The organism is Niameybacter sp. (assembly GCF_036655075.1).
Classification (GTDB): Bacteria; Bacillota; Clostridia; order Lachnospirales; family Cellulosilyticaceae; genus Holtiella.
This window is the reverse complement of the sequence record NZ_JAVVQU010000039.1, coordinates 1-26601: the sequence shown is the minus strand read 5'-3', so window position 1 is coordinate 26601 and position 26601 is coordinate 1. Positions and strand designations below refer to the sequence as shown.

Annotated in this window: 21 protein-coding genes; all 21 read right to left on the bottom strand. The window is 37.2% G+C overall.

Going from position 1 to position 26601, the window contains the following annotated elements:
* On the bottom strand, positions 1-1217 hold a 1217-nt coding region (locus tag RRY75_RS10895; protein ID WP_332716737.1), incomplete at its 3' end, for a DEAD/DEAH box helicase family protein.
* 972 nt (positions 1218-2189) lie between these two features.
* A complete protein-coding gene (locus RRY75_RS10890; protein WP_332493483.1) occupies positions 2190-3641 on the bottom strand; it encodes a DEAD/DEAH box helicase in 1452 nt (483 codons plus the stop codon).
* A 219-nt stretch (positions 3642-3860) separates the two neighbouring features.
* On the bottom strand, positions 3861-4874 hold the full coding sequence (locus RRY75_RS10885) for a sensor histidine kinase (protein WP_332527630.1): 1014 nt from the start codon (positions 4872-4874) through the stop codon (positions 3861-3863).
* A 1-nt stretch (position 4875) separates the two neighbouring features.
* Positions 4876-5547, bottom strand: coding sequence for a response regulator transcription factor (locus RRY75_RS10880; RefSeq protein ID WP_332493481.1), 672 nt, complete (start codon positions 5545-5547; stop codon positions 4876-4878).
* 212 nt (positions 5548-5759) lie between these two features.
* Entirely contained in the window at positions 5760-8231 is a 2472-nt protein-coding gene (locus RRY75_RS10875; protein ID WP_332716733.1) for an ABC transporter permease, read from the bottom strand.
* Complete coding sequence (locus tag RRY75_RS10870; RefSeq protein WP_332527632.1) at positions 8228-8905, bottom strand: ABC transporter ATP-binding protein; 678 nt, start codon at positions 8903-8905, stop codon at positions 8228-8230. Before RRY75_RS10870 ends, RRY75_RS10875 begins: the two co-directional genes overlap by 4 nt.
* 181 nt (positions 8906-9086) lie before the next feature.
* Complete coding sequence (locus RRY75_RS10865; RefSeq protein ID WP_332493478.1) at positions 9087-10619, bottom strand: hypothetical protein; 1533 nt, start codon at positions 10617-10619, stop codon at positions 9087-9089.
* Positions 10620-10733: 114 nt separating this feature from the next.
* Positions 10734-11234, bottom strand: coding sequence for a hypothetical protein (locus tag RRY75_RS10860; RefSeq protein WP_332493477.1), 501 nt, complete (start codon positions 11232-11234; stop codon positions 10734-10736).
* Positions 11235-11389: 155 nt separating this feature from the next.
* Positions 11390-15772, bottom strand: a complete 4383-nt coding sequence (locus tag RRY75_RS10855; RefSeq protein ID WP_332527633.1) for a PolC-type DNA polymerase III — start codon at positions 15770-15772, stop codon at positions 11390-11392.
* Positions 15773-16029: 257 nt separating this feature from the next.
* Positions 16030-18132 carry a sensor histidine kinase gene (locus RRY75_RS10850; protein ID WP_332493475.1) on the bottom strand — a complete coding sequence of 701 codons (2103 nt, stop codon included), beginning with the start codon at positions 18130-18132 and terminating at the stop codon, positions 16030-16032.
* 421 nt (positions 18133-18553) lie between these two features.
* Positions 18554-19246, bottom strand: coding sequence for a response regulator transcription factor (locus tag RRY75_RS10845; RefSeq protein WP_332493474.1), 693 nt, complete (start codon positions 19244-19246; stop codon positions 18554-18556).
* 241 nt (positions 19247-19487) lie between these two features.
* Positions 19488-21119 (bottom strand): glycosyl hydrolase, encoded by a 1632-nt coding sequence (locus RRY75_RS10840; RefSeq protein WP_332527635.1) that lies wholly within the window; start codon positions 21117-21119, stop codon positions 19488-19490.
* Between the two features lie 220 nt (positions 21120-21339).
* The gene (locus tag RRY75_RS10835; RefSeq protein WP_332527636.1) at positions 21340-21996 is read right to left on the bottom strand and encodes a DUF488 domain-containing protein; all 657 of its coding nucleotides are present in this window, start codon (positions 21994-21996) and stop codon (positions 21340-21342) included.
* An 86-nt stretch (positions 21997-22082) separates the two neighbouring features.
* Positions 22083-22682, bottom strand: a complete 600-nt coding sequence (locus RRY75_RS10830; protein ID WP_332494627.1) for a TIGR04100 family radical SAM protein — start codon at positions 22680-22682, stop codon at positions 22083-22085.
* A gap of 159 nt (positions 22683-22841) precedes the next feature.
* Entirely contained in the window at positions 22842-23645 is an 804-nt protein-coding gene (locus tag RRY75_RS10825) for a class I SAM-dependent methyltransferase (RefSeq protein WP_332527637.1), read from the bottom strand.
* A gap of 21 nt (positions 23646-23666) precedes the next feature.
* Positions 23667-24002, bottom strand: coding sequence for a histidine kinase dimerization/phospho-acceptor domain-containing protein (locus RRY75_RS10820; RefSeq protein WP_332527638.1), 336 nt, complete (start codon positions 24000-24002; stop codon positions 23667-23669).
* Between the two features lie 14 nt (positions 24003-24016).
* Positions 24017-24217 carry a hypothetical protein gene (locus RRY75_RS10815; protein ID WP_332527639.1) on the bottom strand — a complete coding sequence of 67 codons (201 nt, stop codon included), beginning with the start codon at positions 24215-24217 and terminating at the stop codon, positions 24017-24019.
* 47 nt (positions 24218-24264) lie between these two features.
* Complete coding sequence (locus tag RRY75_RS10810) at positions 24265-24921, bottom strand: winged helix-turn-helix domain-containing protein (RefSeq protein WP_332716724.1); 657 nt, start codon at positions 24919-24921, stop codon at positions 24265-24267.
* Between the two features lie 21 nt (positions 24922-24942).
* Positions 24943-25158 carry a response regulator gene (locus RRY75_RS10805; RefSeq protein ID WP_332527641.1) on the bottom strand — a complete coding sequence of 72 codons (216 nt, stop codon included), beginning with the start codon at positions 25156-25158 and terminating at the stop codon, positions 24943-24945.
* Between the two features lie 69 nt (positions 25159-25227).
* Positions 25228-25962 carry a DUF554 domain-containing protein gene (locus RRY75_RS10800; protein ID WP_332527642.1) on the bottom strand — a complete coding sequence of 245 codons (735 nt, stop codon included), beginning with the start codon at positions 25960-25962 and terminating at the stop codon, positions 25228-25230.
* 156 nt (positions 25963-26118) lie between these two features.
* Positions 26119-26601 (bottom strand): RNA-guided endonuclease InsQ/TnpB family protein (locus tag RRY75_RS10795; protein WP_332716721.1); only part of this gene is annotated, 483 nt, incomplete at its 5' end.

Here is a 26601-nt window from a genome sequence, read left to right as displayed (position 1 = left end):
TCGGCTAACTGAGCAATCATCTTTCTCTCTTCATTTTTACTTAGTCCATATTCAACCAATGTATCTCTAATACCATAATACTTAAATGGTACAACTAGTTCATTTATAATGGCCTCTCTCAGACGTAATTCATAGGGCACATTACTCTCAAACATTTCAAATACATCTTGGTTATCCATACGCTCAGGTGTTGCCGTAAGCCCAAGTAAAAATTCAGATTCAAAATAGCCTATAATTTTTTTATAAGTTTCCGCTGTTGCATGGTGACACTCATCAATAATAATATAATCAAATTCTCCTTTTGCAAAAAACTCTAGTGATTTGCTCATAGTGATATTCGTAGCAAAAATAAAATCACTGTCTATTTCCTTACTTATACCACTAAATACACCATAGGTCACACTACTTCCAAACACCTCTTGAAAAGTTTCTAAAGCCTTATTTAAAATAGAGCCTTCATGCACTATATACAGCAATCGTTTAGGATTAAAATTCGCAGCATCAAAAGCAGCTAAATAAGTTTTTCCACTCCCTGCTGCCGATACTACAAGCGCCTTGGACAAACCAACAGCCCTATATCTATTTAACTCCTTAAGCGCTTTACGTTGCATAAAATTAGGCTTTACATTTCTTACACTTAGATCATAATCCATATCCCAACGCTCAATGGCATAATGTAATTTATTAGCGTATTGATTAATGATTTCCCAATCTAATGATTTGGTCCGAGCCCACAATCCTTTAAACTCCAGACACGCATCGCCATATGCCCCTCCAGCTGATGTATTACTTATAAGTACATCCCACTCAATATTCTTCAAAAGGGCATATCTCGTAATATTGGATGAACCTACAATAAGGTCATATCTATCCTCAAATTCAAACAAATACCCTTTTGAATGATATCCTAATGTTGTATACTGCTTGTCCTGAAAACACTCATAATCCAAGTGACATTCAAAGTTAGCATATTTTCCCATAAGAGCATAAAAACTTTTAAGAGATTCAATATCCGTAAAATTTTGATACGTAGAAGTAATAATTCGCCCTCTCACCCCACGTTCAATAGCAGCCTCAATATCCTTATACAACAAAACCATTCCTGCCTTTTTGATAAAACTTACTGAAAAATAAAAAGCCTTACAATGTCGTAAGTTATCTTTAATCTTATCTAAAAAAGATGTTTCTGTGTAATTAGTCAAAAATTGATTCTCCATAATTCTCCTTTTCTTTTATATATCTTGCTTTCATATATAATCTTGCCTATAATTTCTTTTGCTGATGAACTTGGTTATCACTTCATTTATTATTACAAACATTCTTTCTATTAGTATACACTACTTTATTAACTCCCTCTATCCTGTGTTTTACCAAACTTTTTTCATTTTAATACCTTAAAGTAATACTTTAACCCCTTCTATCTTCGCCTCATTTTCCTCTCTTCATTGTGTAACTTTTATACTTTTATTCTATCTTTTTGTGCAAATGTCAGGTTCAAAAAGTGCATTTCTAGGGGGTGTAGAAATCCACTTTTATGATTTAGGGGAAAAATACCTTAAAGTTTGTCGTGTTTTTGCTTATATTTCTTGTTCTTTTTTTATCTATAATGCCAGTTGTCTTTTATATCCTACTGGGTGTATAACTAGGTTATCAAGTTTCACTGTTACACGTTTTCTGAGTACCTCTAATATAAAAGTACAGCGCAACATACTCATTCTAGGTAGGTATCTTGCATTGTACCACTAAGTATAAGTTTGAACGCTTTCATTCCCTCCCTCTTCTGGAAGTGGACAAACTTATACTTGGGAACTAGTGCCTTTGGTGGTGGCAACCAAAGGCAACCAGTATACTATCTTTTCATTGACATCTTTTATAAGCCACATTCAATTGAATACAAAGTTTTAACCTATAAAGGTGCGATTCAGGCCTCTTAGCTACAGCTAACAGACATGACTACCTGCAGTGATAACTATGGCAATAGCGCTTTCACCTACGGAACCTCATCGATGCCCGCTCTCTCTTAGAGCCTTACCCAATCCCTACCGTTAAGCCTTGTATACAATCGAATGGATGCTTTCTCCTTTAGTCAATGAATTTTTTGCCACACAACAAAACAAGCCAACTTAAGACCGCCTATATTGAAGAGGGAGGGCAGTCTTAGGTTGGCTTGTTTTGTTTTATTTGGGTTTTTAGTAATCCGCTCGGCTTACTTTTCGTAGTCTTCCTTTAATTGGCGTGGTTTGAAGCACTTTTAAGACTTGCTCGCCTTTGCCATTTAGAACTTCTACATAGGTAGATACATCTTGGACATTAATAATACCTACATCATCTGCACTCATTCCTGGTAAGTTACAAAGTGTCCCTACAATATCTACTGGGCGCATTTTTGTTTTCTTACCTGCATTGATATGAAGTTTTAAGATGTCTTTTGCAAGTTTTTCCCCTTTACTTGGTTCAAGTTTCAAGGACTCCGTATGCTTAGCTTCAAAGGCTTCACGTGATGCTTTTACCACTTCTCGTGTAGGTGCTTCACTAACAGGTACTTCAAATCCTGTATACGTATAAATAGCGTTTAAGAAGCGTCCATCACGACTTGTTGCAAGGGTAATAGATTTGCCTGTACGCCCACCTCTACCTGTTCGTCCAATACGGTGCACATAACTTTCCTTATCTTCTGGCACATCAAAGTTGATGACATGAGTAATATGGTCAATGTCAATACCACGGGCTGCCACGTCTGTTGCCACTAAATATCTGAATTTCCCACGTCTAAAGTCTTCCATTGCTGCAAAACGGTCTCTTTGCTCCATGCCTCCATGGATTTTGAGAATAGACATATCTTGGTCTTTTAAGTAGTCTTCAATTTCATCCACTTGGTCTTTTGTATTGGCAAAGATCATACAACACTCTGGGTTTTCTGCAATGAGTACATTTTCAAGACATTGTAACTTTTCAGCAGGATTGACCTTATAACATACTTGTTCAATACGGTCAGCCGTTAAGTGCTTACTCTCAATAGTAATGTCTAAAGGACTTTTCATAAACTTTTGGCTCAGTGCTTCTATACTTGGTGCTAAAGTTGCTGAAAAGAGTAGCGTCATACGCTCTTTAGGCATAGTTTTTAAAATACGTTCCACTTCATCAATAAAGCCCATTTTGAACATTTCGTCTGCTTCATCAATAACAATGTAGCGAATCTCATCTGTAATAAAAGTTCCTCTATCTAAATGGTCGAGTACACGCCCAGGTGTCCCTACTACTACATGTGTTTTTTGTTTAAGTTCTTTTTCTTGAATATGGAACGGTGCTTTCCCATAAAGTCCAACGGTTTTAACACGTTTAAAACGTCCAATATTGAAGAAGTCTTCTTTTACTTGAAGGGCCAGCTCACGTGTTGGTGTTAAGACAAGTACTTGTGGCTTATTTTCTTCCCAATCTAGCATCTCACAAATAGGGATAGCAAAAGCTGCTGTCTTTCCACTTCCTGTTTGAGATTTTACAAGTAAGTCTTTTCCTTCTAATGCCTTTGGAATAACTGCTTCCTGTACGGATGTAGGTTTTGTAAAATGTAAACCCTCAATGGCTTTTAAAATTGGAGCACTTAAGTTATATGCTTTAAAGTTATTTAACGATGTTGTCATATGTTCTCTCTTTTCTTTTAAGTTGTATTAATCTATAGATTATTTTAATCGTCTATTCAAGTTGAAATGTTATTTATTCTACTTATTATAGGATATCCGAAGTTTAAGCTTCATACTCACTCTACTTTAACATTCAACCTGGTTTCGTACAACATTTTCCGATGTTTTATTCAATAATAGACTTTTTAAAAATAATGCAATAAAATATATGGTTATTTATTATTTCATAGGAAGAAAAACAGAAAAGATACTTCCTTCTCCTTTTTTTGAGCTCACCTTTATGTAACCACCCTGGTCCATAATGATTTTTCTAGCTAAATATAACCCAATCCCCACACCTTCTATATCCGAAGCCTCTTCTCCGCGGAAAAACCTTCGGAAAATAGCATTCATTTCTTCTTCATCAATACCATATCCTTGATCTTTTATATCTACTCTTACAAATACTTCATAAGGTATCACACAAAGGGTAATAATACTCTTTTCATCACTATATTTGATGGCGTTATCCAATATATTATTTAGGGCTTCCCCTGTCCATTTGGAATCATGAAAAATTTCTAGGTTAGGCATGGGCTCACAAACTATATCAATATGTTTTGCCTTCGCCTTCATATAGACTTGTTTAATAGCTTGAAGGCATGTATCACTTAACTGACAGGGCTTCAAATTGAGCTTGATGACACCACTTTCAAGGCGAGACATTTTTATAAATTCCTCTGTCAAAAATTTAAGTTTTTCCACTTCACCTTGTAAATCTTCATAAAGTTCACGATCGGGCCCCTGTTCTGCCTGTATACTTAATAGTTCTGTATACAAGCTCACATTGGCAAGGGGTGTCTTAAGTTGATGGGCAATATCCCCTATCATCTCCTGAATTTGTTCTTTTTCCAAGGTTACTTGCTGATTATGGGTTTGAAGAATTTTCCCCAATCTATTCATTTGTACCTGAATCTTTGAAGGCAGCTCATCTTTTAGTGGTTGGAATACCTCCTCCGGGTGCTCTCCCATCATATTTTCTAGACTTTGTGAAAGCTTACATAGGAGTGTTGTAACCTCCCGCTTAACAAGTATCACGATGCCACCCCCTGCTATTAGGCTCATAATCTGCCCCACTACAACCCCTTTAATAATGGCTTCATCTTGTGTCATGAACATTAAATACACATCTAGCCCCAAATAAATAATGAGTATACAGACTATCAATATTCCTATTCTTATCCTAGTCTTCATCTTATTGCCCCCATGTATAGCCTATTCCAAATACGGTTACAATCCATTCTGGCATTTTCGGATTTGTCTCAATCTTCCCTCGTAGTCTTCTAATGTTCACACTCAATGTATTCTCATCTATAAACTTTCCATTTATATCCCAAAGTTTCTCAAGCAACATCTCCCTCGTCAGCACTTGTCCCTTATGTTGTGTTAATACTTCTAAGAGTCTGTACTCTGTTGCTGTTAGCTTGATAGGGGTATCTTCTCTAGACACTTGCTTCATATCATAATCAATTCGAATTCCCCCGTCTTCAAATAGTATCTTTTTCTCTTTTCCTACACGTTTTAAGATGACCTCTACTCTTCTTTTAAGTACTTCTAGTGAAAAGGGTTTGGCAATATAGTCGTCACACCCTTGGTCAAATCCTTCAATCATATCTTCTTCCGTATCTCTTGCTGTAATAAAAATAATAGGTACACCTGAAATCTTACGCACCTCACCACATAAGTCTAGCCCACTTTTCCCTTTTAAATTAATATCTAGCAACATCAAATCTATAGTCTGCCCTTTAAAAGCTGTCATCCCTTCCTCATATGTATAAGCTATATCTATTTCATAGCCTTGCTTCTTAAGTACAAGTCCAACCCCTTTTGCCAATAACTTATCATCTTCTACTACCAAGATTCTCATCGCCTCATCTCCTCCATCCTTTAAACGAATTGCTATCTTTTTATTATACCTTATGCTTATCGTTCTATCTAAATTTTATTTCACTTTGCACACCTATGTATTTTGCTTGATCTGAAACACTATCTAACAAGGATTTTCTATTAAGAAAGTCTGCTTTATGAAGCAAAGAAGGGACACTTATTTTACCTAGTGTCCCTTCTTCGTACCATACTTTAATCCATTTTTCTTAGTCTTTCTACAATACTTTCTTTTCCTATAAGATGATGAATAATAGTAGGCACAGCTACTCCTAACAACATGATAAGAGGTGCTACCATCATAAGTGGAAGGATTTTAAATGTATAGCTAAAGTACCATAAGGTTTCTCCTAGTGGCTTGACTATCCCATATGACATGACAATGCCTAATATGAAAGAGAATATAACTGTCATCCCACTATAATACAAGCCTTCTATCACAAGCATTTTTCTAAGTTGCTTCGTCGTCATTCCCATACTTTGTAAAATAGCAAACTCTCCACGTCGTGAGAGAATACTTGTAATCATGGCATTGATTAAGTTAAAGCATCCAATCATACCGATTATAAAGCTTGCTACAAACCCTGCTATAAAGAACATATTTTGAGTACCTTTAAAGTCATCGATATAGCGCTGTTTAGACTCAAAGTCCATCATATTCCCATGCTCACTTGTCTTCTCTTCTAAATAAGCATTCATTTGTGCCTCATACGCATCTTCCACATCCATATAGTATGCCATTTTTAGTGCTTCACCTACTCCTTCTACAAACGCTTCAGCAGGTAGATACAGGCTGGCACTATTTCCTATACTATAGCGTACCGTTGCATTATGATTTTGTTGTATCTTTGCCATCACTTCAAAAGTGCGTGGTACGCTAGACTCTCCTGATGGTGTGAGTGTTACTTTTTCTCCAATTTCATACTGGACACGCTCTTCATAAACTTCACCATAGTCATTAGTATCCACACCTTCTAGAATATACTCACCTGTCAAAAACTTCTCAAGTTCAAAGGTTCCTTCAATGACTTGCAAGTTTTCCATGAGCGTCCCCTCCATGCCATACAGCTGGATATCTAGGTCTTTATCCTGGTCCCTAGTGCCGTACACATCATAAAGCATTATGCCACCTTCTATAAATCCTTCTTGCTCTTTCAGCTGTTCAACAAACAACTCATCCACTTGGTCCTCTGGAAAACTAAAATGCTTTCCAACATTGAAATAGTTTGCATGACCTATAATAAAATCAGACACAACAAATCTCTCTAGATATTTATCCATATCAAATCCTTGTGTATAGGTATATACACTGTTTAGGAGCACCATACTCAGTGACATGGATACAACAATAATTGCTGTTTTCTTCTTATTACGGTTAATATTTCTATAGGCCATGGCCCAAAGACTTGTAGGCTTTGTACGTCCTACTTTCTTTTTACCTGTCCCACTTACTTCACTATACTTAGCAGCTTCAATCGGTGAGATATGAGCTGCCATATGTCCTGGCTTGTGGCAACTTATCCAAACTGTTACTAAGGCAAAAGCTGTCGAACCTATAAAGATAACAGGATTGAGCGTTCCATAGGCCACTGGATAATTAGTACTTTGCATCACTATTTTTAGTAACCCACTTCCAATGATATAGCCGAGTAGAAGACCTATTGGGATACCCACTACAGATAAATACATCGCTTGGTTTCTAATCATCTTCTTGATTTGTTTTGGCGTTGTCCCGATTGTTTTAAGTAATCCATAATAACGAATATCTGCCATAACAGAAATTTGGAAAATATTATAAATAATAAGGTAACCTGTAAAAATAATAAGTAGGCAACCCCCTACTCCAGCGATGACCATCATAGGGTCTATCTGCACTTGCCTTGCATGACTATACCCCCAGTTCACCCCTACATTTATTCCATTTTCGCCTTTCCCATCTGCTTCATATCCATAGTCACGGGCTATTTGATCAATCCCTGACTCTATATTTGCAACAGGTTTAAGCATTACATCTAAAGTTATATCTCCGACTCCATAATTTTCAATAGAGTCTTCTACATCCTTTAAATTTTCTTCTATAAAGGCTAAGCTTACAAGGATTTGACTAACGTCTACCCCTTGTTCCTTTTCATAAATACCTGCTAAAGTGAGCGTCTTTGTCACAATTTCTTCATTGATTAGATACATAACAGGGACTTGAGCACCTAATTGGTAGGGTATCCCTAATAGGTCTAACGTCACTGTATCTAATGCCACCTCATCCACGCCTTGTGGCATATGCCCTTCTTGAATCTGGATATATCGCCACTTTGCTACATTTTCATCCACATATCTGATCTCTGTAGGACTTTTCATGAGCCCCTCATTTTCTGCAAGGCCTACTGTTACGGTAAGCCCCGATTCTTTAATGAGTGGATGTGCCTTTAACTGCTCATACTGTTCCTTTGTTAAACTTTTGAAACCTCCATGACTATACCCCCCTGCCATTCTAAAGTTTGATTCTTGAAAGGAATTTAGCATACCAAGCCCAATGGTAAAGACAGAAGTAAATAAAATAGTCGTGAGTGTAATTGCTATTACTGCAAACAGGTTACGTAGTTTATTTCCTTTAAGACTTCTTTTGCTGAGTTTACGTATAACTTGTTGATTGTTAGTTGGAAAAATCATTTGTTATTCCTCCCCACAATTTCCCCATCTTCTATACGAATAATGCGATCTGCGAGTTGGGCGATCTCTTCATTATGTGTAATCATAACGATAGTCTGATGAAACATCTTGCTCGTTACTTTTAAGAGTCCAATCACTTCCATACTTGTTTTTGTATCTAAATTACCTGTTGGCTCATCTGCTAAGATAATAGCTGGTTTACTAGCAAGTGCTCTGGCAATTGCCACCCTTTGTTGTTGTCCTCCTGACAGGGTATTGGGCATATTTTGCAACTTACTTTCAATACCCAAAGTCTCTACAATTTTTTTTACATAGGCTTGGTCAACCACACTTCCATCTAATTCAATAGGTAATGTAATATTCTCTTCCACATTTAAGACTGGTACTAAGTTATAATTTTGAAAAACAAAGCCTATATGACGCCGTCTAAATATAGTTAGTTCTTCTTCAGATAAACTAGAGTAAGCTTTTCCCTCTACTATCACCTCACCACTAGTCGGTCTATCTAGCCCACCAAGCATATGTAACAAAGTAGACTTTCCACTCCCTGATGTGCCCACAATGGCTACAAATTCACCTTCTTCTATCCCTACATTTACATTTTCTAATGCTCTAACTTGATGATCTACATGTACATAATATTTTTTCAATGCCTGAGTTTTTAATATATCCATCACTACACCCTCATTTCTTTTTCCTATTTCATTTCATAGTATGAGTATACCAAAGCGTTCTTACAATCTAGTGACAATTTGTACATTTAGTTCCCATCCGCTTGATCTAACAGAAAAGTAGCCAACTTAAAGCTTTCTCTATGAAATCAAACAGAAAGTTGTTTAAGTTGGCTACTCTATATTATTTTAATAATTCTCTATTGCTTTCTACATAAGCTTTATACTGCTCAAAAGTATATTGCTTACAACCATAAACATGGGTTCCGTTTTCTAATTTTAACCTTCTTCTCTCATTCTCTTCTTGCCATGCTTTATGTAATGCTTCCTCATCTCTTTCGCTTCCTAATTGTGCTTGTAAATCGGCTAATTCGACTAATTCTTCAAGCTGTATTAGAGCTGCTTCCTTACCGTCTTCTGGAAGCTTTTCAAAGCCTTTGTAATAATTTCCATCATAGCTATTCTCTTCTTCATGCCAATCTACTACAATAGATTCTCCTTCTTTATAAAACACATTATTTTCAAAGACTATAGGTCCTTTATCTGGAGAAAAGAGCGTTGTTTCTAGGTGTTTCCCTATATATACTATGTTATTTTCAACATATGCAGGCTGCACATTGGAAGTCATAAATATACAACGTTGGTCATTATAACTGATGTTATTTTGAATCTTTGATTGGATGGCATTTTTTTGACACACCAACATAAATCCGCCTTGATTATCATGACTATAGTTATATTGATATAGTGTTCCAAAAGACCAATCACAATCGTATGCCTGCCCATCGCCATTTAAGTAAGTTCTAAAAGCTTCATTGTATTGGAATACCGCTTCATAGCATTGCCAAGGCCAGATAGCTGCATTATACATTAAATTAGGCTGACCTTTTGTATCAATACTTGCTTCTTGTGATGTATTGTGCTCAATCAGCGGTTTATAGCTATACATTGGAACAAGAGCATCCCCACCGACACATTCTATATAGTTATTGCGAATGATGATATCTTGATGTAGATAACCTTTGATTTCTTCACTTTTCCAGATACTTAAATCATCCCCTACAATTTTTGACCCACACTTGGTTCCACCTACACTTATCCCTGTACGATGTACATTTTTCACATGGCAATTTTCAATCACAATATCTTTAAAGATTAGTGGGCGTGCCACATCTTCGCTATTGATACAATAAAAAATACCACCATTATGTTGATCTTTAATCTCTGGATGTCCATTCACATCGCGGACAAAAACATCATTTAAGTAAATATGCTCTACAGTACCACCATGGATTTGATCAAATGCCTCATCTGCAGAAACCATAATACCAGTACGCCCTTCTAACGGGGTTTCTCCCTGATTTGTAACTTCTAAACGGTTAATTTCCCAAAACGCTTCGTTGTGTAGATGTACTGCATAAAGTACTTTTCCCTGCCCCTCAATAATAGGCTTTGTACCTTCTCCAATTTTAACGGTTCCTGCTTCAACCCTATAACTATCAATTACTACAGGTGCACCCTCTTTACCACTCCCATGAAGTTTTAGGCCCCCTTTAAAAGTTTGACCTTCATGAAATAGAATCCGATCCCCTGGGCAAAATACTTTGCTGTTGATTGCTTCAACAGATTGCCACGCTTGGTCAACGGCCATTCCTGATGATGCATCATTTCCCACTTGGCAATCCACGTAATAAGTTGTGTTTGATATATTTTCCATAAAATTCCCCTAGATAATTTTTATTTTTTCTCAATTTTATTATATCTAGCCAAACATCTTTAGTAAACAACTTCTTCGAACGATTTTATTTGTATAATCCGGAGCGACTTATACCTATATAAACTGTTGAATATAATCTGCAAGTAAAGCTGTCATCTCACCTGCCTCATATACTTTTTCTGCCCAAGATTGCTTATTCAGTCCACCATCTGTATAGAGCACTTCATCGAATATATAGGCTTCATCTTCTAAACGAATAAGAAGTCCGTAAATCAGGTTTTCCCCTAGTTCTAAGTCACCTAAGTCTATCCCTGTATAGTTTTTTCCGCTTCCATCAAACACAGTTAATCGCTTGCCATCTTCTACTGCAAAGGTTACAAACAGGGCATTTTCTGAGCCTTGCTCTAAGTAACGGTCTACGCCTTTTAAAATGGTTGCAATGCTCATATGAGGTTCTATCACATCGTAACGATTACGGCAGTACTTATCTTCTAAATCGTCATATTCCATCAGTACGAATGCTGCGCCCGCACTCTCTGATACACGGATAAGTCCCTCTAAATCATAATCTGGTACATAATAGGTTAAATCGCTAATTTCTACTTGGTGTTCCATATTCTTTCCTCTTTCTGTCTTACACCTTATCCATAGGTTACATAAACTTTTGAACCTATGGATAAGGGTCTTTTCTAATATTTTAAAAATTACTCCTTATTGGAGTTTGACATATGCCCTATAAATTCTAGCACACTTTATTATAAAGTATATCCTTAGCCAAATAAATCTAAACTCAACTGATTGGACTCAGATAAGTTTTGGAGTATACCCAGTTCACACATTTTATCTGTAATGGTTTTACTTGCTTTTGTACGATTTCTAAAGTCTTCTTTAGAAAGGAATGGGCCATCTTTGACTGCTGCAACAATACCTTCTGCCGCTTTTTCTCCAAGTCCATCTATGGCATTTAAGGATGGCATAATCTTTCCATCTATAATTTGGAAGTTTTTATTATCCGCTATAGTAATGTCAATCGGTGCAAATTCAAAACCTCTTGCATACATCTCTTGTACAAGACGCATATCTTTAATTGTATCTTGCTCTTTAGTTGTTTGATTTTCTTTGCCTTTACTTTGGAGCTCTTTCATATGGAACTCTAAGCGCTCTTTTCCAAAACACATGGTCTCATAGGAGAAGGCAGAAGCACGAATACTAAAGAAAGCCGTGTAGTATGCCACTGGATAAAATACTTTATACCACGCAATACGCCAAGCCATCATAACATAAGCTGCCGCATGGGCCTTAGGGAACATGTACTTAATCTTTTTACAAGACCAAATGTACCAATCTGGCACATCGTGAGCTAGCATTTCTTCTTCCCATTCTGGTATTAGTCCCTTACCTTTACGTACACTTTCCATAATAGTGAAGGAAAGTCCTTTTTCTACACCTTGGTTAATGAGATAAGTCATAATATCATCACGTGTACAAATAACAGAAGAAATTGTTCCTTTTCCTTCTTCAATAAGGGCTTGGGCATTCCCTAACCATACGTCAGTACCATGTGAAAGTCCTGAAATACGTACAAGGTCTGAGAAGCTTTGAGGCTTCGCATCCATTAACATCTGAATAACAAAGTCTGTACCAAACTCAGGCACCCCAAGAGACCCTAGTTTGATGCCCCCTATGCCTTCAGGCTTAATACCTAATGCTTTTGTGCTATGGAATAAAGACATAACATCTTTATCATCAAGTCTAATGGTTTTTGCATCAATACCCGTTATATCTTCTAGACGTCTAATGATGGTTGGATCATCATGTCCTAGAATATCTAGTTTGAGCAAGTTGTGGTCAATAGAGTGATACTCAAAGTGGGTTGTGATAATAGGTGTTGTCATATCATTTGCGGGATGTTGAATAGCTGTAAACTCATAAATATCCCTATCATGTGGTACAACGATGATACCACCTGGATGTTGTCCTGTTGTACGCTTAACACCTGTACAACCATCAGCTATACGTCTCATCTCTGCACGACGTTTATGGAGCCCACGCTCTTCGTTATATTTGTATACATATGCAAGGGCAGTTTTTTCTGCCATGGTACCGATTGTTCCTGCACGGAACGCCTTCCCTTCTCCAAAAAGAACCTCTACATACTTATGAGCCTTAGCCTGGTATTCTCCTGAGAAGTTAAGGTCGATATCTGGCTCTTTGTCCCCCTTGAATCCGAGGAAAGTCTCAAACGGAATATCATGGCCTTCTTTGTTAAGATCATGACCACATTTAGGACATTTCTTATCTGGCATATCACATCCAGAACATCCTGAGTACGCTTTAACTTCATCTGAGTCAAAGTCTACATAGTAACACTCTGGGCAAATGTAGTGAGGTGAAAGTGGATTAACTTCTGTAATCCCTGACATAGTTGCAGCAAAGGAAGACCCTACAGACCCCCTTGACCCTACTAAGTACCCGTGGTCATTAGAATCCCACACCAGCTTTTGTGCAATGATATACATTACGGCAAATCCATTGCTAATGATAGAATGTAGCTCACGTTCTAAACGCTCAACAACCACTTCTGGCAAGTCTGGTCCATAGATTTCATGGGCTTTATCGTAACAAATACTTCTAAGGGTTTCATCTGAATTAGGAATCTCTGGTGGACATTTATCTGGAAGTACAGGTGATACCCGCTCTATTTGCTCATTGATCAAGTTAGTATTGGTAATGACTACTTCTCTTGCCTTTTCCTTCCCAAGATACTTAAACTCTTCTAGCATTTCATCTGTTGTTCTTAAGTAAAGTGGTGGCTGATCGTCAGCATCTTTAAAGCCTTTTCCAGCCATAATGATACGTCTATACACCTCATCTTCTGGGTCTAAGAAGTGTACATCACAAGTGGCAACAACTGGCTTATTATGACTTTCTCCAAGTTCTACAATCTTACGATTATAGTCCATTAAGTCTTCCTTCGTTGTGGCTGCATACTTATCACTTCTTAACATGAAACTATTGTTACCAATAGGCTGAATTTCTAAGTAATCATAGAAGCTAGCAATACGTGCAAGCTCCGTTTCATCCTTTTCACGCAAAATAGCTTGGAAAACTTCTCCCGCTTCACAAGCAGAACCAATAATCAATCCTTCACGATACTTTTGAATGAGGCTCTTTGGCATACGTGGGCGACGTTGAAAGTAGTCTAGGTGAGAAGCTGAAACCAGGCGATTCAAGTTAATACGGCCTATTTCATTTTTAACCAAGATAATCCCGTGATAGGTTGGAAGCTTCTTAATATACTCTGGAGATACATCTACGAGATGATTGATTTCATCTAGTGTATGTACCTCTTTTTCTTCTAGCATTTCAATAAATTTGATGAAGATTTCCCCTGTTGCTGTGGCATCATCTACTGCACGGTGATGATTTTCTAGGCTGATGCCTAGGCGCTTCGCCACATTGTTAAGTTTAAAATTCCCAAGAGTTGGCATAAGTACACGGGCAAGACCTACTGTATCTAATACAGTAAAGCAACTACTTAGGCCTAATCCCTCTGCATTGGCATGAATAAAGCTCATATCAAAGTCTGCATTATGTGCAACCATGACACTACCCTCACAAAAAGCTAAAAACTGTGGCAAGATGGTCTCAATGGTAGGTGCATCCATAACCATATGGTCTTTGATTCCTGTTAAGTTTTCAATCTCATAAGGAATAGGTACCTGCGGATTGACAAACTCGCTAAACTGGTCAACCACTTCACCATTTACCACTTTGACCGCACCTATTTCAATAATGCGATTTTGATGGGCACTAAACCCTGTTGTTTCTAAGTCAAAAACCACATAACTTTCTCGTAAGTTTTGGTTTTTTGAGTCTACAACCATCTCTTTCATATCATCTACAAAGTAAGCTTCTACACCATAAATAATTTTAAACGGTTCGTCCTTTGACACGCAGTGGTTAGCAATTGGGAAAGCTTGCAAACAGCCATGGTCAGTAATGGCAATAGCAGGCATACCCCAAGCTTTTGCTCGGTTTACCATTTTCTTGATATCAACTACACTATCCATATCACTCATAGTGGTATGTAAATGTAACTCGACACGCTTTTCATCACTTATATCCATACGTTTTGAGGTATAGTCAGCAATAGGCTTGATCCCTTGTACAGAACCAATCCCCACCTCTTTGTCATATTTATCTAAGATAGCCATCCCTTTAATACGGTAGAAACCACCCTTTTTCAAGTTACCCATAATATCTGGAAGGTCTTCATTTTTCACAAAGAGCTTCACAGTAATGGTATCTGTAAAATCTGTGATATCAAACATAATAATAGTTTTTTCCATACGGATTTCACGGGTATCTATTCCAATGACTTGACCTTGGATGACGACTTCACCAATTTCATCTTGAATTTCATCAATATGAGTCACTTCGCCATCGCAAGAACGCCCATAAAACACATCTGGATCAGCTGGCTGCTTGGTATATTTCTTTGGTGCAGGTTTCCTCTCTTCTTCTTGTTTTCTAGGTTCTTCTTCACCTTTTGGTGTATGTTTGACATTACCCATAACGTTATGCACCTCTCGTGCTAATTTTGTTTCATTCTCTTGCGTAAAACTATTATTTGCACAAGCTCTAAAATCAAACACAATTTGTACATTCATATCAAATCGATTTATAAAAATCTCATGAATTTGCTTTTTAATCTCTTCTGAACGACGTCTTGCAAAAAGACTGTTATCTAAAGTTACTGTTAACGTATCTCCTTCAACTTCCCATCCAGATAGACGCATCAGTGCTGAAAACATCTCACTTTTGGAACCAATTTCGTACAGCAAGCTACTTTTATATTCATCCACTAAGTACTTCAAGGTATATTGCTCAGACAAAAGATACTGTTGATTCAAAAGAATACTCAGTTCGGTTGTTGGAAATAACTTGTCCTTAATGGCATTTTGCATCTTTTCAATATTAGCAAAATGGATAATCTGCCTACTTCTCATATGAATGGCTAAAGTGGCGGTCGCATTATCAAAAACGACTTTCTCTACCACGATGTCTTTAAAAAGCTGATGAAGCTTGTCATCTACTTTAAGCTCTGGCAACACTTCAAAAAAACTTCTTATTTCTGTCTCTTGATTCATGCGCTTTCCTCCACTATTTTTTCATTACTCCTATTTTATAATTGTTTGGCTCAAATGACAAGGAAGCAACTTCAAAAGGTCTATGAAACTAGAACTTTCTAATTTCATAGACCTTTTATAATTAAGTCTCGTTCCTATTCCATTTTATAAGCAGTTTATACATTTTAAGATTCCTTACTTTGAAACTTATCATCGAATCTTTTTACAAAGCATTAGAATTCTTATACGCTTTCTTGTTCAGGAACTATGCTGTAACCTTATTCTACATGTGTAGCTTGTGGCACTTCTACAATAGCCTTGAACAAATCGCCATCAATATCTAATGTCAACGTTCCATTTTGGACTTGAGCTAAACTTGTAGCAATGGCAAGGCCCAACCCAGACCCTTCACTACTTCTCGCAGTTTCTCCTCTTACGAATCTTTCTGTCAGCTCACTTGGGTCTATAGCAAGGGGCTCCTTAGATATGTTTTTAATCACAATACATCCCACATGCTCACCCTTTAAAACATCAATATAGACTCTTGTACATGGCATAGCATATTTACATACGTTTGAAAGTAAGTTTTCTATCACACGCCACATATGTCTACCATCTACTAAAACATTGACTTCTTCTACTTTGCTGCATACAACTTCTAGCTGACTTGCTTCTAATCGATCTGTATATTCTCCAACGGCTTGAATAACCAGTTGGTCAAGTCTCATGGGTACAACCTCTGCCTTTACATTACCTGTAGCTGCTTTTGAGGCCTCTACCAAATCTTCTACAAGTTGTTTCAACCGATTACTGCGTTCATCTAAAATACCAATGTACTCTGTAGCCGCTTTATTATCAATCTCCTCTTCTTTGAGTAAATCAATATAACTTATAATAGAAGTAAGTGGTGTCTTTAAGTCGTGGGATACATTTGTAATCAACTCTGTTTTAAGACGCTCACTTTTTACACTTTGCTCAACTGCTGTTTCTAATCCTTCTCCTATATGATTAATAGCACTTGCTGTACGATTCATAACGGGCAAACTATAAGTAAGCTTCACCTCTGGCTTTAAATTCCCTTTAGAAAGGGCCTCTACACCTCTTGATAACTTCACATAATCTACGACAAGTTTGACTAAAATCATTAACATCAGTCCATTAAAACTTAGGAACATAAGCCAGGAAAATAGTCTAAGTAGCCCCCAGCTGTACTTGATGCCGCTTAGAAGCAAGTTTTCAATAAAAATATATCCTACAATCATGCCCGCTGCTGCAAATGGGAGTGTTTTTTCATTAATGACATCATTTTTAATCCATTTACCTAATCGCCACACAAAAATGTACTGAGACAAACTGTTGTTTTTAATATGTTTGATTACACTACTCAAGACAAGAAGTGCAAAAGATACACCACTTATAATCAGTACCCATAGCACAAGTTCCTCTGCTCTAAAGGTCGTTCCTCCCATATAAGGCACCCAACCTATATCTGTCATATGTGAAATCCATTCTACTACCATTGCAAACCATATTCCTATTGTAAAGATGCTTCCTACAGCTTGTATCTCAAAAGGTATCTTGTCAAAGAAGGTTACATGCACTGCACCTCCTTCTTCTTTTTGCCCAACAACCTTTATCCATCCCATCAAGTCAAGCAGCCCTATGACAAAGCTGATGATTCCCCACACATAAATAAGGTCTTTATTCACCGTGGCCTTTTCAAAACTTGTAGCCTGCTCATAAAAATAATCTCCTGGTTGCAAGGAGTCTTGGGTACGCACATAAACCGCATAGTTATCTTTGTTTTTCACGCCATTCCCTTGATAATAGTTGGTATAAGCTACATTCCCAATGCGTTCTTCTTGAATAGAACGCTTAATATTTTCTCCATCTCCAATAATGAGTGTAGGTGACTTTAAAAAGTCCTCGATTACAGTATCTAGATTTTTTCCTGTATAAAGTGGACTATTCGTAATCACCTTTTCATTGGCCTTATCAATGGCTACATACTCCACATTCACATTACGTCTCACCAATTCATCTTGAATCATCTCAAAATAGTCACGACGATCAGCAATGATCCCTGCTAGGGCTTGTTCGTCACTTGCCACCGTTTTATCCGCATTACGATATCTTTTGATATTCTCCGCTGTAACACCTTCTTTTTCAAAAATCTTATCATCCACGTAGCGGACAATCCAATCTCTTACATAACCCGCCTTACTGATAAGCTCATATTCATAGCCATAGCTTGAGTAGTAATTTTTCTCTCTTGGCATCCGTGCTAAGCCATATAAACTATAGATGCCACCTATACTTGCTAAAGCAATACAGATGTAGAGCACAAGTTTGACTACTTTGCTATATCCTATATTTCTCATCTGTGTAACACCACCTTTTCTATCATTCTATAAGCCTAGTTTAAAGGGTCTGACTTACAAACACCTGGATAAAATTATTACAATTTCGTCATTTTTAATGTTATAATTTAACTTGGTCAGATGCTAACTATCATTATACAGAAACAAAAGATTATCTTGTTGAGCGTGCTGGTTCTATGCACTTTGACTGCATGCCTCATGATGCTTCTATCCACTTTATGGTGCAAATACAAGAGTCTTTGACCAAGCTTCACTCCTTGCAGTACGCAAAAAAAGAGGACACTTTCCTTGGTTCTCATATATCTAAACATAAAAAAGAATCCTCTAACAACTCCTCTGGTAGTGGATTAGCTCTACCCACACTTCAAGTAGCGGAAGTACCCATGGCGGTGGTGGGCGAAGCTTCTAGATTCTTTTTCACTTAGATTTTCTCTACCATATAGCCACTACCCCATACAACTTTTAAGTATTTAGGGTCTTTGGGATTAATTTCAATTTTTTCGCGTAGTCGTCTAATGTGGACAGCTACCGTATTTTCTGGGGCATAGGCCACTTCCTGCCAAACGTTTTCATAAATTTGGTGCATGGAGAGGACTTGCCCCATGTTTTTCATCAAATAATATAAAATTTTATACTCCGTTGGCGTAAGCTTAAGCATCTCTCCATCTAAAGTTACTTTTGATGTGTCCACATCTAACCACAAGCCTCCCGTTGAAAGCATCTGTTGTTCGGCTACCATACTCCCAAGCGTTGTGTAGCGCCTAAGTTGGGACTTCACACGTGCGAGTAACTCCAAGGTATTGAAAGGTTTTGTAATATAATCGTCTGCTCCAAAGTTTAATCCTGCAATCTTGTCTGTATCTTCACTTTTGGCAGACAAAATAATAATAGGGATATTTTTTTCTTGTCTAATGCGTAAAGTAGCAGACAATCCATCTAACTTAGGCATCATCACATCTAATAAAATAAGATGAATATCTTGCTTATTTGCAGCTTCTATTGCCTCTAAGCCATTAAAGGCTTTTACGACACGATAACCTTCCTTTTGAAGATGTAGGGCTATTGAATTTACAATCAATTCATCATCATCACATACCAAAATAGTATAATTCATTTGTCATCCTCCCAAACTTTCTTATCCTTTTTCAATCTCTATTTGTTCTAGGCCTTTTATTCTATTGTATCCTATAATTCCTACAATAGTTGACTTTTTTTCTTAAGATTTCGTAAAGATTAAACATTATTATAGGTGCTTTTGCTCACATTGTAATTTAATTAATGTGCATAAAAATAGCCCCCAACATAGTTTGTTGAGGGCTGTCTTTATATAACACTCATTACACGTTATACTAGCTTTATTTAATAATAGCTAGACACTCAGTTTTTGCTACACGCCCTTTAGAATCAAATACCACTGCCTCTAAAGTATTCTTGCCACTTTTAAGCTTCGCATAAGGTATGGTCATTTCATAAGGCGCTGTTGTTGTCAACTCCAGACGTTCTCCATTAAGCTTATACACCACTTGTGAAATGTAGGCATCATAAGACTTCACCCATGTACGCAAAGTAAAATCTTTTGTTGCTTTGACTGTTCCCTTCAAAGGGGTACTTGCCTTTGGCAGTATTGTTTGCTTCTCTACAAGAGGCCCATTGACTACATCACTCAAAAAGTAAGGGTCCGCAATAATCTTTTGATAGCGTTCTAAGACACCTTTGCCTGCACCTTCAAGAAGGCTGTAGTTTACACGATTCTTACTTTTATCAGGTAAGTTATAGTTGTCTGCGCTATACCATTGAATACATTTGACACGTGGATATTTGGTCTTAATGCTTTCGTAGAAATAGGTCATCTTAGCGATGGCAAACTTAGAGGTATCTTGTTTGTTTGGCAAGAAACCAGCTTCATGACTTGCAGCATATTCACTAATCATAATAGGCTTACGGGTAGCGTATTTGTTGTATATAAAGTCTAGTGCTTCTAGTGGATTTCTTCTATCGGTTGGTTTGGTACTATCTCCATTTTCAAATTGAGCACTGTAAATACTTAGTCCTACCCAGTCTACATAGGCATCCCCAGGATAGTAAGCATCAATTGGGTCAAGGGGCATTTCAGAAGGTGACCATACCATCGCTACATTAGGTGCTACTTGTTCCATGATGTCATGAACTAACTTCCATTTTTCAATATATAAGCTAGGATTACCATGCCAAGGCACCCATTTCCCATTCATTTCTGAAGCATAACGTAAGAAAACAGGTACACCTAAGTCTCTTAACTCTTCTGCGTAGGCTGTAATTGTCTCTTTTGTTACCTCTTGCAATCCACGATTAGGTTCATAAGCAATATGTACGGCACCACCTGCCGCTTTTATATCTTGCTCTTGTCTTTGAAAACTTTGATTTAAGCTACTTCCAATAGAACCATAGTCAAAGAAAGTGGCATGCTTTTTCCCCATTAATGCATTAAATTCTTCAAATTCATTGAGGGTACCACCCCAGTTATAATTTGTATCTTGGAACTTCTCTTCTCCACCAATGAAGGCCCCAATATAGGCCCCTCGTGTTGGTTCATACTTAGCAAGTGTCAAAGTCGGCGCTCCAGCTTCTTCTACACTATAAAATTCAACGGTACTATTAAGTTCATCTGCCTTACGTAAAGCAGCTAAATAGCTTTGTTGGTCTTCCCCTTTGTTTTTGTATAGATCGGCCTGTTTGTAATAATGGTCCGCTGCTAATTGATACTTTTCCAGCTTTTCATAGGCCTTGGCTAACTCACTATGTACAGCAGCTTGTCCTGGTAGTTTGCTTGCTGCATACTTCAGTTCTTCTACAGCCTTGTCATACTGCCCCGCTTGCATGTAGCTCATACCCTTCTTATAACAATTCCATCCATTTCCACCACATGCTGCACCTGCATAAGTCGGGATGGCAGTCACTGCCATCAATACACTTAGTGTGACACACACCTTTTGTCCAAATCCTTTCATCATTTCCTCTCCCTTATGTAAAAACTAGTCATTTCTTCAGTAGTATAACATATTATTTAATGTCACTACAACAAGGCCATTCTATACTATGACAGCTGAGATTGCCTTGGATGTTACTCAATTTCTTCTCTAATTCTTACATATTAGAACCACTTCATGTCTAGCATGCAAAAAGGCATGTGAAGCTTCAAGTCACTTCACATGCCTTTTTATGTTCTAACTAGCCTTTAGGATTAGGCTTTGGAAAATCATATGCATCCTTCAGGACACGCTTTGCATTCACAATAAATATTTCTTTGCTACACTTTGCATAGGCTTCCTCTCGCCGGTCACCCTCTGTTTGTTCACTCTTAAATAAGTGGATTTGGTTATCCATGGGACAGAATTTCTCTTTCATCCGCTCTTCCATCTGCTCTTGTGTCTCCACCTCTCCATCGTGTAAAACATGTGCGACTTGATACCCTATTTCATAAAGGCGTCTTGCAACTAATGTACTTCTATGACAATCTGTGGGATCCTTTTCGGCACACATAAAAGCTATACAATAGCCTTTTTCTAAGCCATTCTGGATACGTTTAATCCCTTCTAAAAATGCATCTGTTTGGGCAAGCTTTGTAAAGTCCAAGTATCCTTCCTTTGTATTCAAAGCAACCTGATCTTTAATAATGCCAAAGGCTTGGTCCATATGCAAGTAGACTATCCCATGTTGTTTTAAATAACTTTTAATGATTTCTTTATTAAACTGAGGGTGAAAGCCAGAGTACGCCATTGTCCTCACATCAATCACACAGTTAATTTGATACTTTAAAAGTAACTCTAAAAAACTTTCTTGTGTATGATGGGCATAGCCTATTGTATAAATGATTTGGTCTTTCATCCTTCTTACTCCTTCTAGCTTTATGCCTGTTTTCCCTTAGTATATCCTAATGCTGTTAAATTATTTTACGCTTACAGGTCTTTATATTATTCAATCATTTCTCTTACACGTAAAGGAATCTCCATTGTATCAGCAAGCTGTTGACATGCCTCAAGCTGTTCTTTGGTAATCACATCTACTACAGAAAAAGTGACTTTAGGAATAACCTTATTGCACATTTTTGCAAAGTGTACTAAATGTGAGAAACTTTCTTCTCCAAAACATGGTTTTGCAATATCTACATAGCTTTTAGCATCTGGTGCATTAAGGCTAATAGAAATAGCATCTACTAACCCCTCTAAAAGAGGCGCTGTTTCTTTCTTGTGAATTAAGTCTGCTAACCCATTGGTATTGATGCGAATAGGTGTCTGACTTCTTGCTTTAATCCATTTGCAAAGCGCCAACACATTGTCTAGCTTAACTAAGGGCTCTCCATATCCACAAAATACAATTTGGTCAAAGCAATTTAAATCTTGCTTTTCAAATTCACTTATAATTTCTTCTAAAGTCGGCTCATGCTCTAACCATAAGCTTGCACATCCTCCTACACTCTCATGGTCTTGTCTCACACAAAATACACAATCACAAGGACAGGCATTCGTCACATTTACATATAAACTTTGATCTATTTTATACAGGATAGTCATCTTTATTCCCTCTCTTTTAATCAATTCAATAATTCCTTTTAAAGATATTTCTTTTTATGAGAGGTATTGTTACATAAATAAAAAAGAAGTTCAATATCTCTACCCTGTACTTTTTAATAATTTAGATTTTGTACCGTTACAATTACTCATTTTCAATACTTATTTACGTGCAATGACAATTAAATGCTCTGTTGCATCTCTAAACTGAGGAAGTTCTGCATACTCACAAGCTTTTTCTACATAGTTGGCATAGGCTTCTGGCATGTAGCTTGCTAAGTTTCTAAGCTCTATATGCATCCCAGATATAAAACTTTCTGCACCTGCATAAGTCACAACCTGCAAACCTGCCTTTTCCACTTCTTCAAGGGCTGTAGGTGGTGTTGTAAAATAAGTTTGAGTAAAGCTTTCATCTTCATTAAACTTTAAATTCCCTTGAATATAGCGTTCGAAGTGAGACTTATCTAAAAAACTCTCTGGAAACTCATAAAGACTAGATTTGAGTGCGCCCCATGTGTTGATATAAGCAATGAGAATGATACCCTTATCTTTCACAATTCTCTTGGCTTCTTGCAAAATATGTAAACGGTCCTTTTCTTCATGGAGGTGATACATAGGGCCCATCACTAGGAGTGCATCTAAACTATTGTCCTCAAAGCCTTCAAGTTCCAAAGCACTTTGGCAGTAGTAGCCTTCCGCCTTTAATCCTGCTTCTTCAATCTTATCCTTAGCAATGGCGAGTTCTCTTTGGGATAAATCTAGAAGGGACACTTGATAACCTTGTTTAAGCATTGCCAGCGCATAACGCCCAGGTCCACACCCTATATCTAAGATCTGACCTTCTCTAGGAAAATACTTCTTAATCAAATGCAAGGTAGTCTTGTACTCCACTTGGCTATAAGGATTGGCTAAGCGTTGCCACTCCCTTTCTGCTGCTTCATCATAATGCTTCTTTACAACTTCCATCTTTATTCCCTCCTGTTATTTTCAGAATATATTGTTCATCAGTTGCAAATACCCTAAGACTGAAGTGAGTGGTGTACGTAAATCATGAGAGATATTGGCAATGGCCTGGCGAAGTGCTTTATCTTTTTGCTCATAGTAAATTTCCTTATCCCTTCCTGCCTTTGCATGCGCATTAAGATAGACGACTAAGTCTCTTAATACTTTACTTGAGCTGTTTAAGGTAAGTACTCTATTACTATTTGTTTCACCTATGGCTTGAACTTCTTTTGTAATCCTCTTTATTTCTTGCTTTGTACTCATTAGTAGCCAAATACTGCCTATACTTACTATGCTCATAAACGCCACCACCCAAGCCATATATAGCCTCCTCCTTAGTTAAATGCTTTTTTACGTATATAAACTAATCCTAACCCTACAAAAACTCTTTCTACTATCCCTTCTAATAACACTGTTGGCTGCCATTCATACAATACATGGAACACCTCTGCCACAACCTTACCTAGCACCTTAAATAGTACTGGTATACAAGAAAGTATACTGATATAAACCATAACTGTTAATGTTTCTCCCATACCTAGTAACGCCCATCCACTGATTAGAAAAACAACAACTTATATAATTACGCATGTGTCATACCTCCTACTAACTGCATGAAGTAGTCTTCTAAGTTTATGCCAACTTCTGCCAAGCTAAATACTTTAATACCTGCCTTTGCAAATTGTGTCACCACTTGATCCAGTTGATCTAAATAGCTATAAATCTTAATAGTGCCTTCTGCCTGCATTTCATAGGCAGTACAATGAAGTTCTTCTTCTAGCACAATAGATGCTTTTTTTGGATTATCCACCTTAACAATTAGATGCTGTTGGCATCTTTCTTCTAAAGTTTTTGCCGACACTTGTTCAATAAGCTTCCCCTCATGAATAAAACCATAGATAGTTGCTAATTGTTCCAGTTCACTTAATATGTGACTTGAGATTAAAATGGTTACTTTTCTTTCTTGATTTAATTTTTGTAAGATGGCTCTAAATTCCATAATCCCTGCTGGGTCTAACCCGTTAACTGTATTGTCATCTCCCATAAAATGTTCCTTCCATACTACCTCAAATAGATTCACTTTTGTAAAGACCTTCTTAGGATAACTCATCAGAAGTTCTAAAATGGCATACTCCCTTGCCACTACTTTTCTTGTATCAAAAGGCTTGCTTATAAAGTCATCTGCGCCAAGCTTAAGTACCTCTAACTTCGTTTCTACACCCATTTTGGCTGAAATCACAATGACTGGCATCGTCTTTGTCTAGCGAAGCTCTTCAATAAGTGTCTCACCTGTCATACCAGGCAACATTAAATCTAGCAAAACCATATGATAGTCACCTTGTTCTAGACACATCTTAGCCTCTGTTCCTGAGTACGCAGAGCGCACTTGATAACCTTCTTTTCTTAAAATTTCGCACAGAAGCCTATTAATATCTGAGTCATCTTCTACGACTAGTAGCTGAATATTTTGATTCATCCTTTCCCCTCATCTCCGTATCTTATTCGTATATATACCTTACCCTAGATGCTCATTTTGTGTTTGTTGCTATCCCATCATTAAAAACCAGATTACAGGTATTAGTAATGCTGGCAGTAAGTTGCATACCTTTATTTTCTTAACCTCTAACAAAGACAAACCTATTCCCATAAGTAGTATCCCTCCAACTGCATTCATCTCAGTCATCATACTTGCAGTTAAATAGGGCTGTACCGTTTGAGCAAGCAATGCAATACTTCCTTGATAAATGAGTATGGGTACAGCTGATAAGGTAACACCTATACCCATACTGCTAGCAAAAATTAACGCTGAAATACCATCCATAATGCTCTTCGTATATAAAATCGTATGATCTCCACGTAATCCGCTATCTAGTGCCCCCATAATCGCCATTGACCCTACACAAAAAAGTAAGGTGGCTGTGACAAATCCTTCCCCTATCCTACTGTGTGTGTCTACCTCTTCTACTCCTTCTCCCTTTGCTTTGATGTTCTTTTGTGTTCGTTCCCCAATCTTTTCCTTCATCCACTCTCCAAATTGATTAAGCCTTTTGTCAATATCTATCCATTCTCCGATCAATGCGCCTATAACTAGACTGACGATAACAATCAACATATTTTCGGATTGCAGCGCAAAACTGAGCCCTATTACCAACGTCACCAAACCTAGTCCACTCATAATCAAATTGGCATAACGCTCCTGTATTCCCTTTTTTAATAAGATTCCTATTAAACTTCCTATTATAATCAAACCGACGTTGACCCATGTCCCTAACAAAACCATCTTATCGCCGTTACTGAAAACTTATAAAAAGTTGTAAACTTTTATGCTTCATTCCTGTTTCTTCCTATCCGATTTTGCTCATGCTACTTTCGTTTGATACAATAGTCCACAGGCTTAAATTCCTCGCTAACGAACGAGTACATATACAAGTGTTCTTTAAAGTGAAACGATCTTGTATTCTGTAGCATCTCTTAGATTTAAACTGGCTTGAAAATCTCTATTAATTACATTTCCACACACGTCACAGATATATGTTCTATCCGATAGTTTTAAATCTCGCTTAACGCTACCACATTCATGACATAATTTACTCGATGGATACCACCTATCTACTTGTCTTAATTCTATACCATTCCAAGTACACTTATATCCCAGTATTCTAGTAAACTCATATAATGCTTGTTGTTGTATAGCCTTTGAGAGATGTTTATTTTTCATCATTCCACCTATATTAAGGTCTTCAATAGTTATAAACTTTGGTTTTCTGTTTATAATATCATTAACAACTTCCAATTGATATGAATGACGCATATTCGTTAGTTTATGATTTAATTTAAAAAGTTCTTTTTCGCTCTTTATAATGTTACTTGTTTTCTTGTAACTACTCCCTTCTTTATTCATAATATATTTCCTTGATAT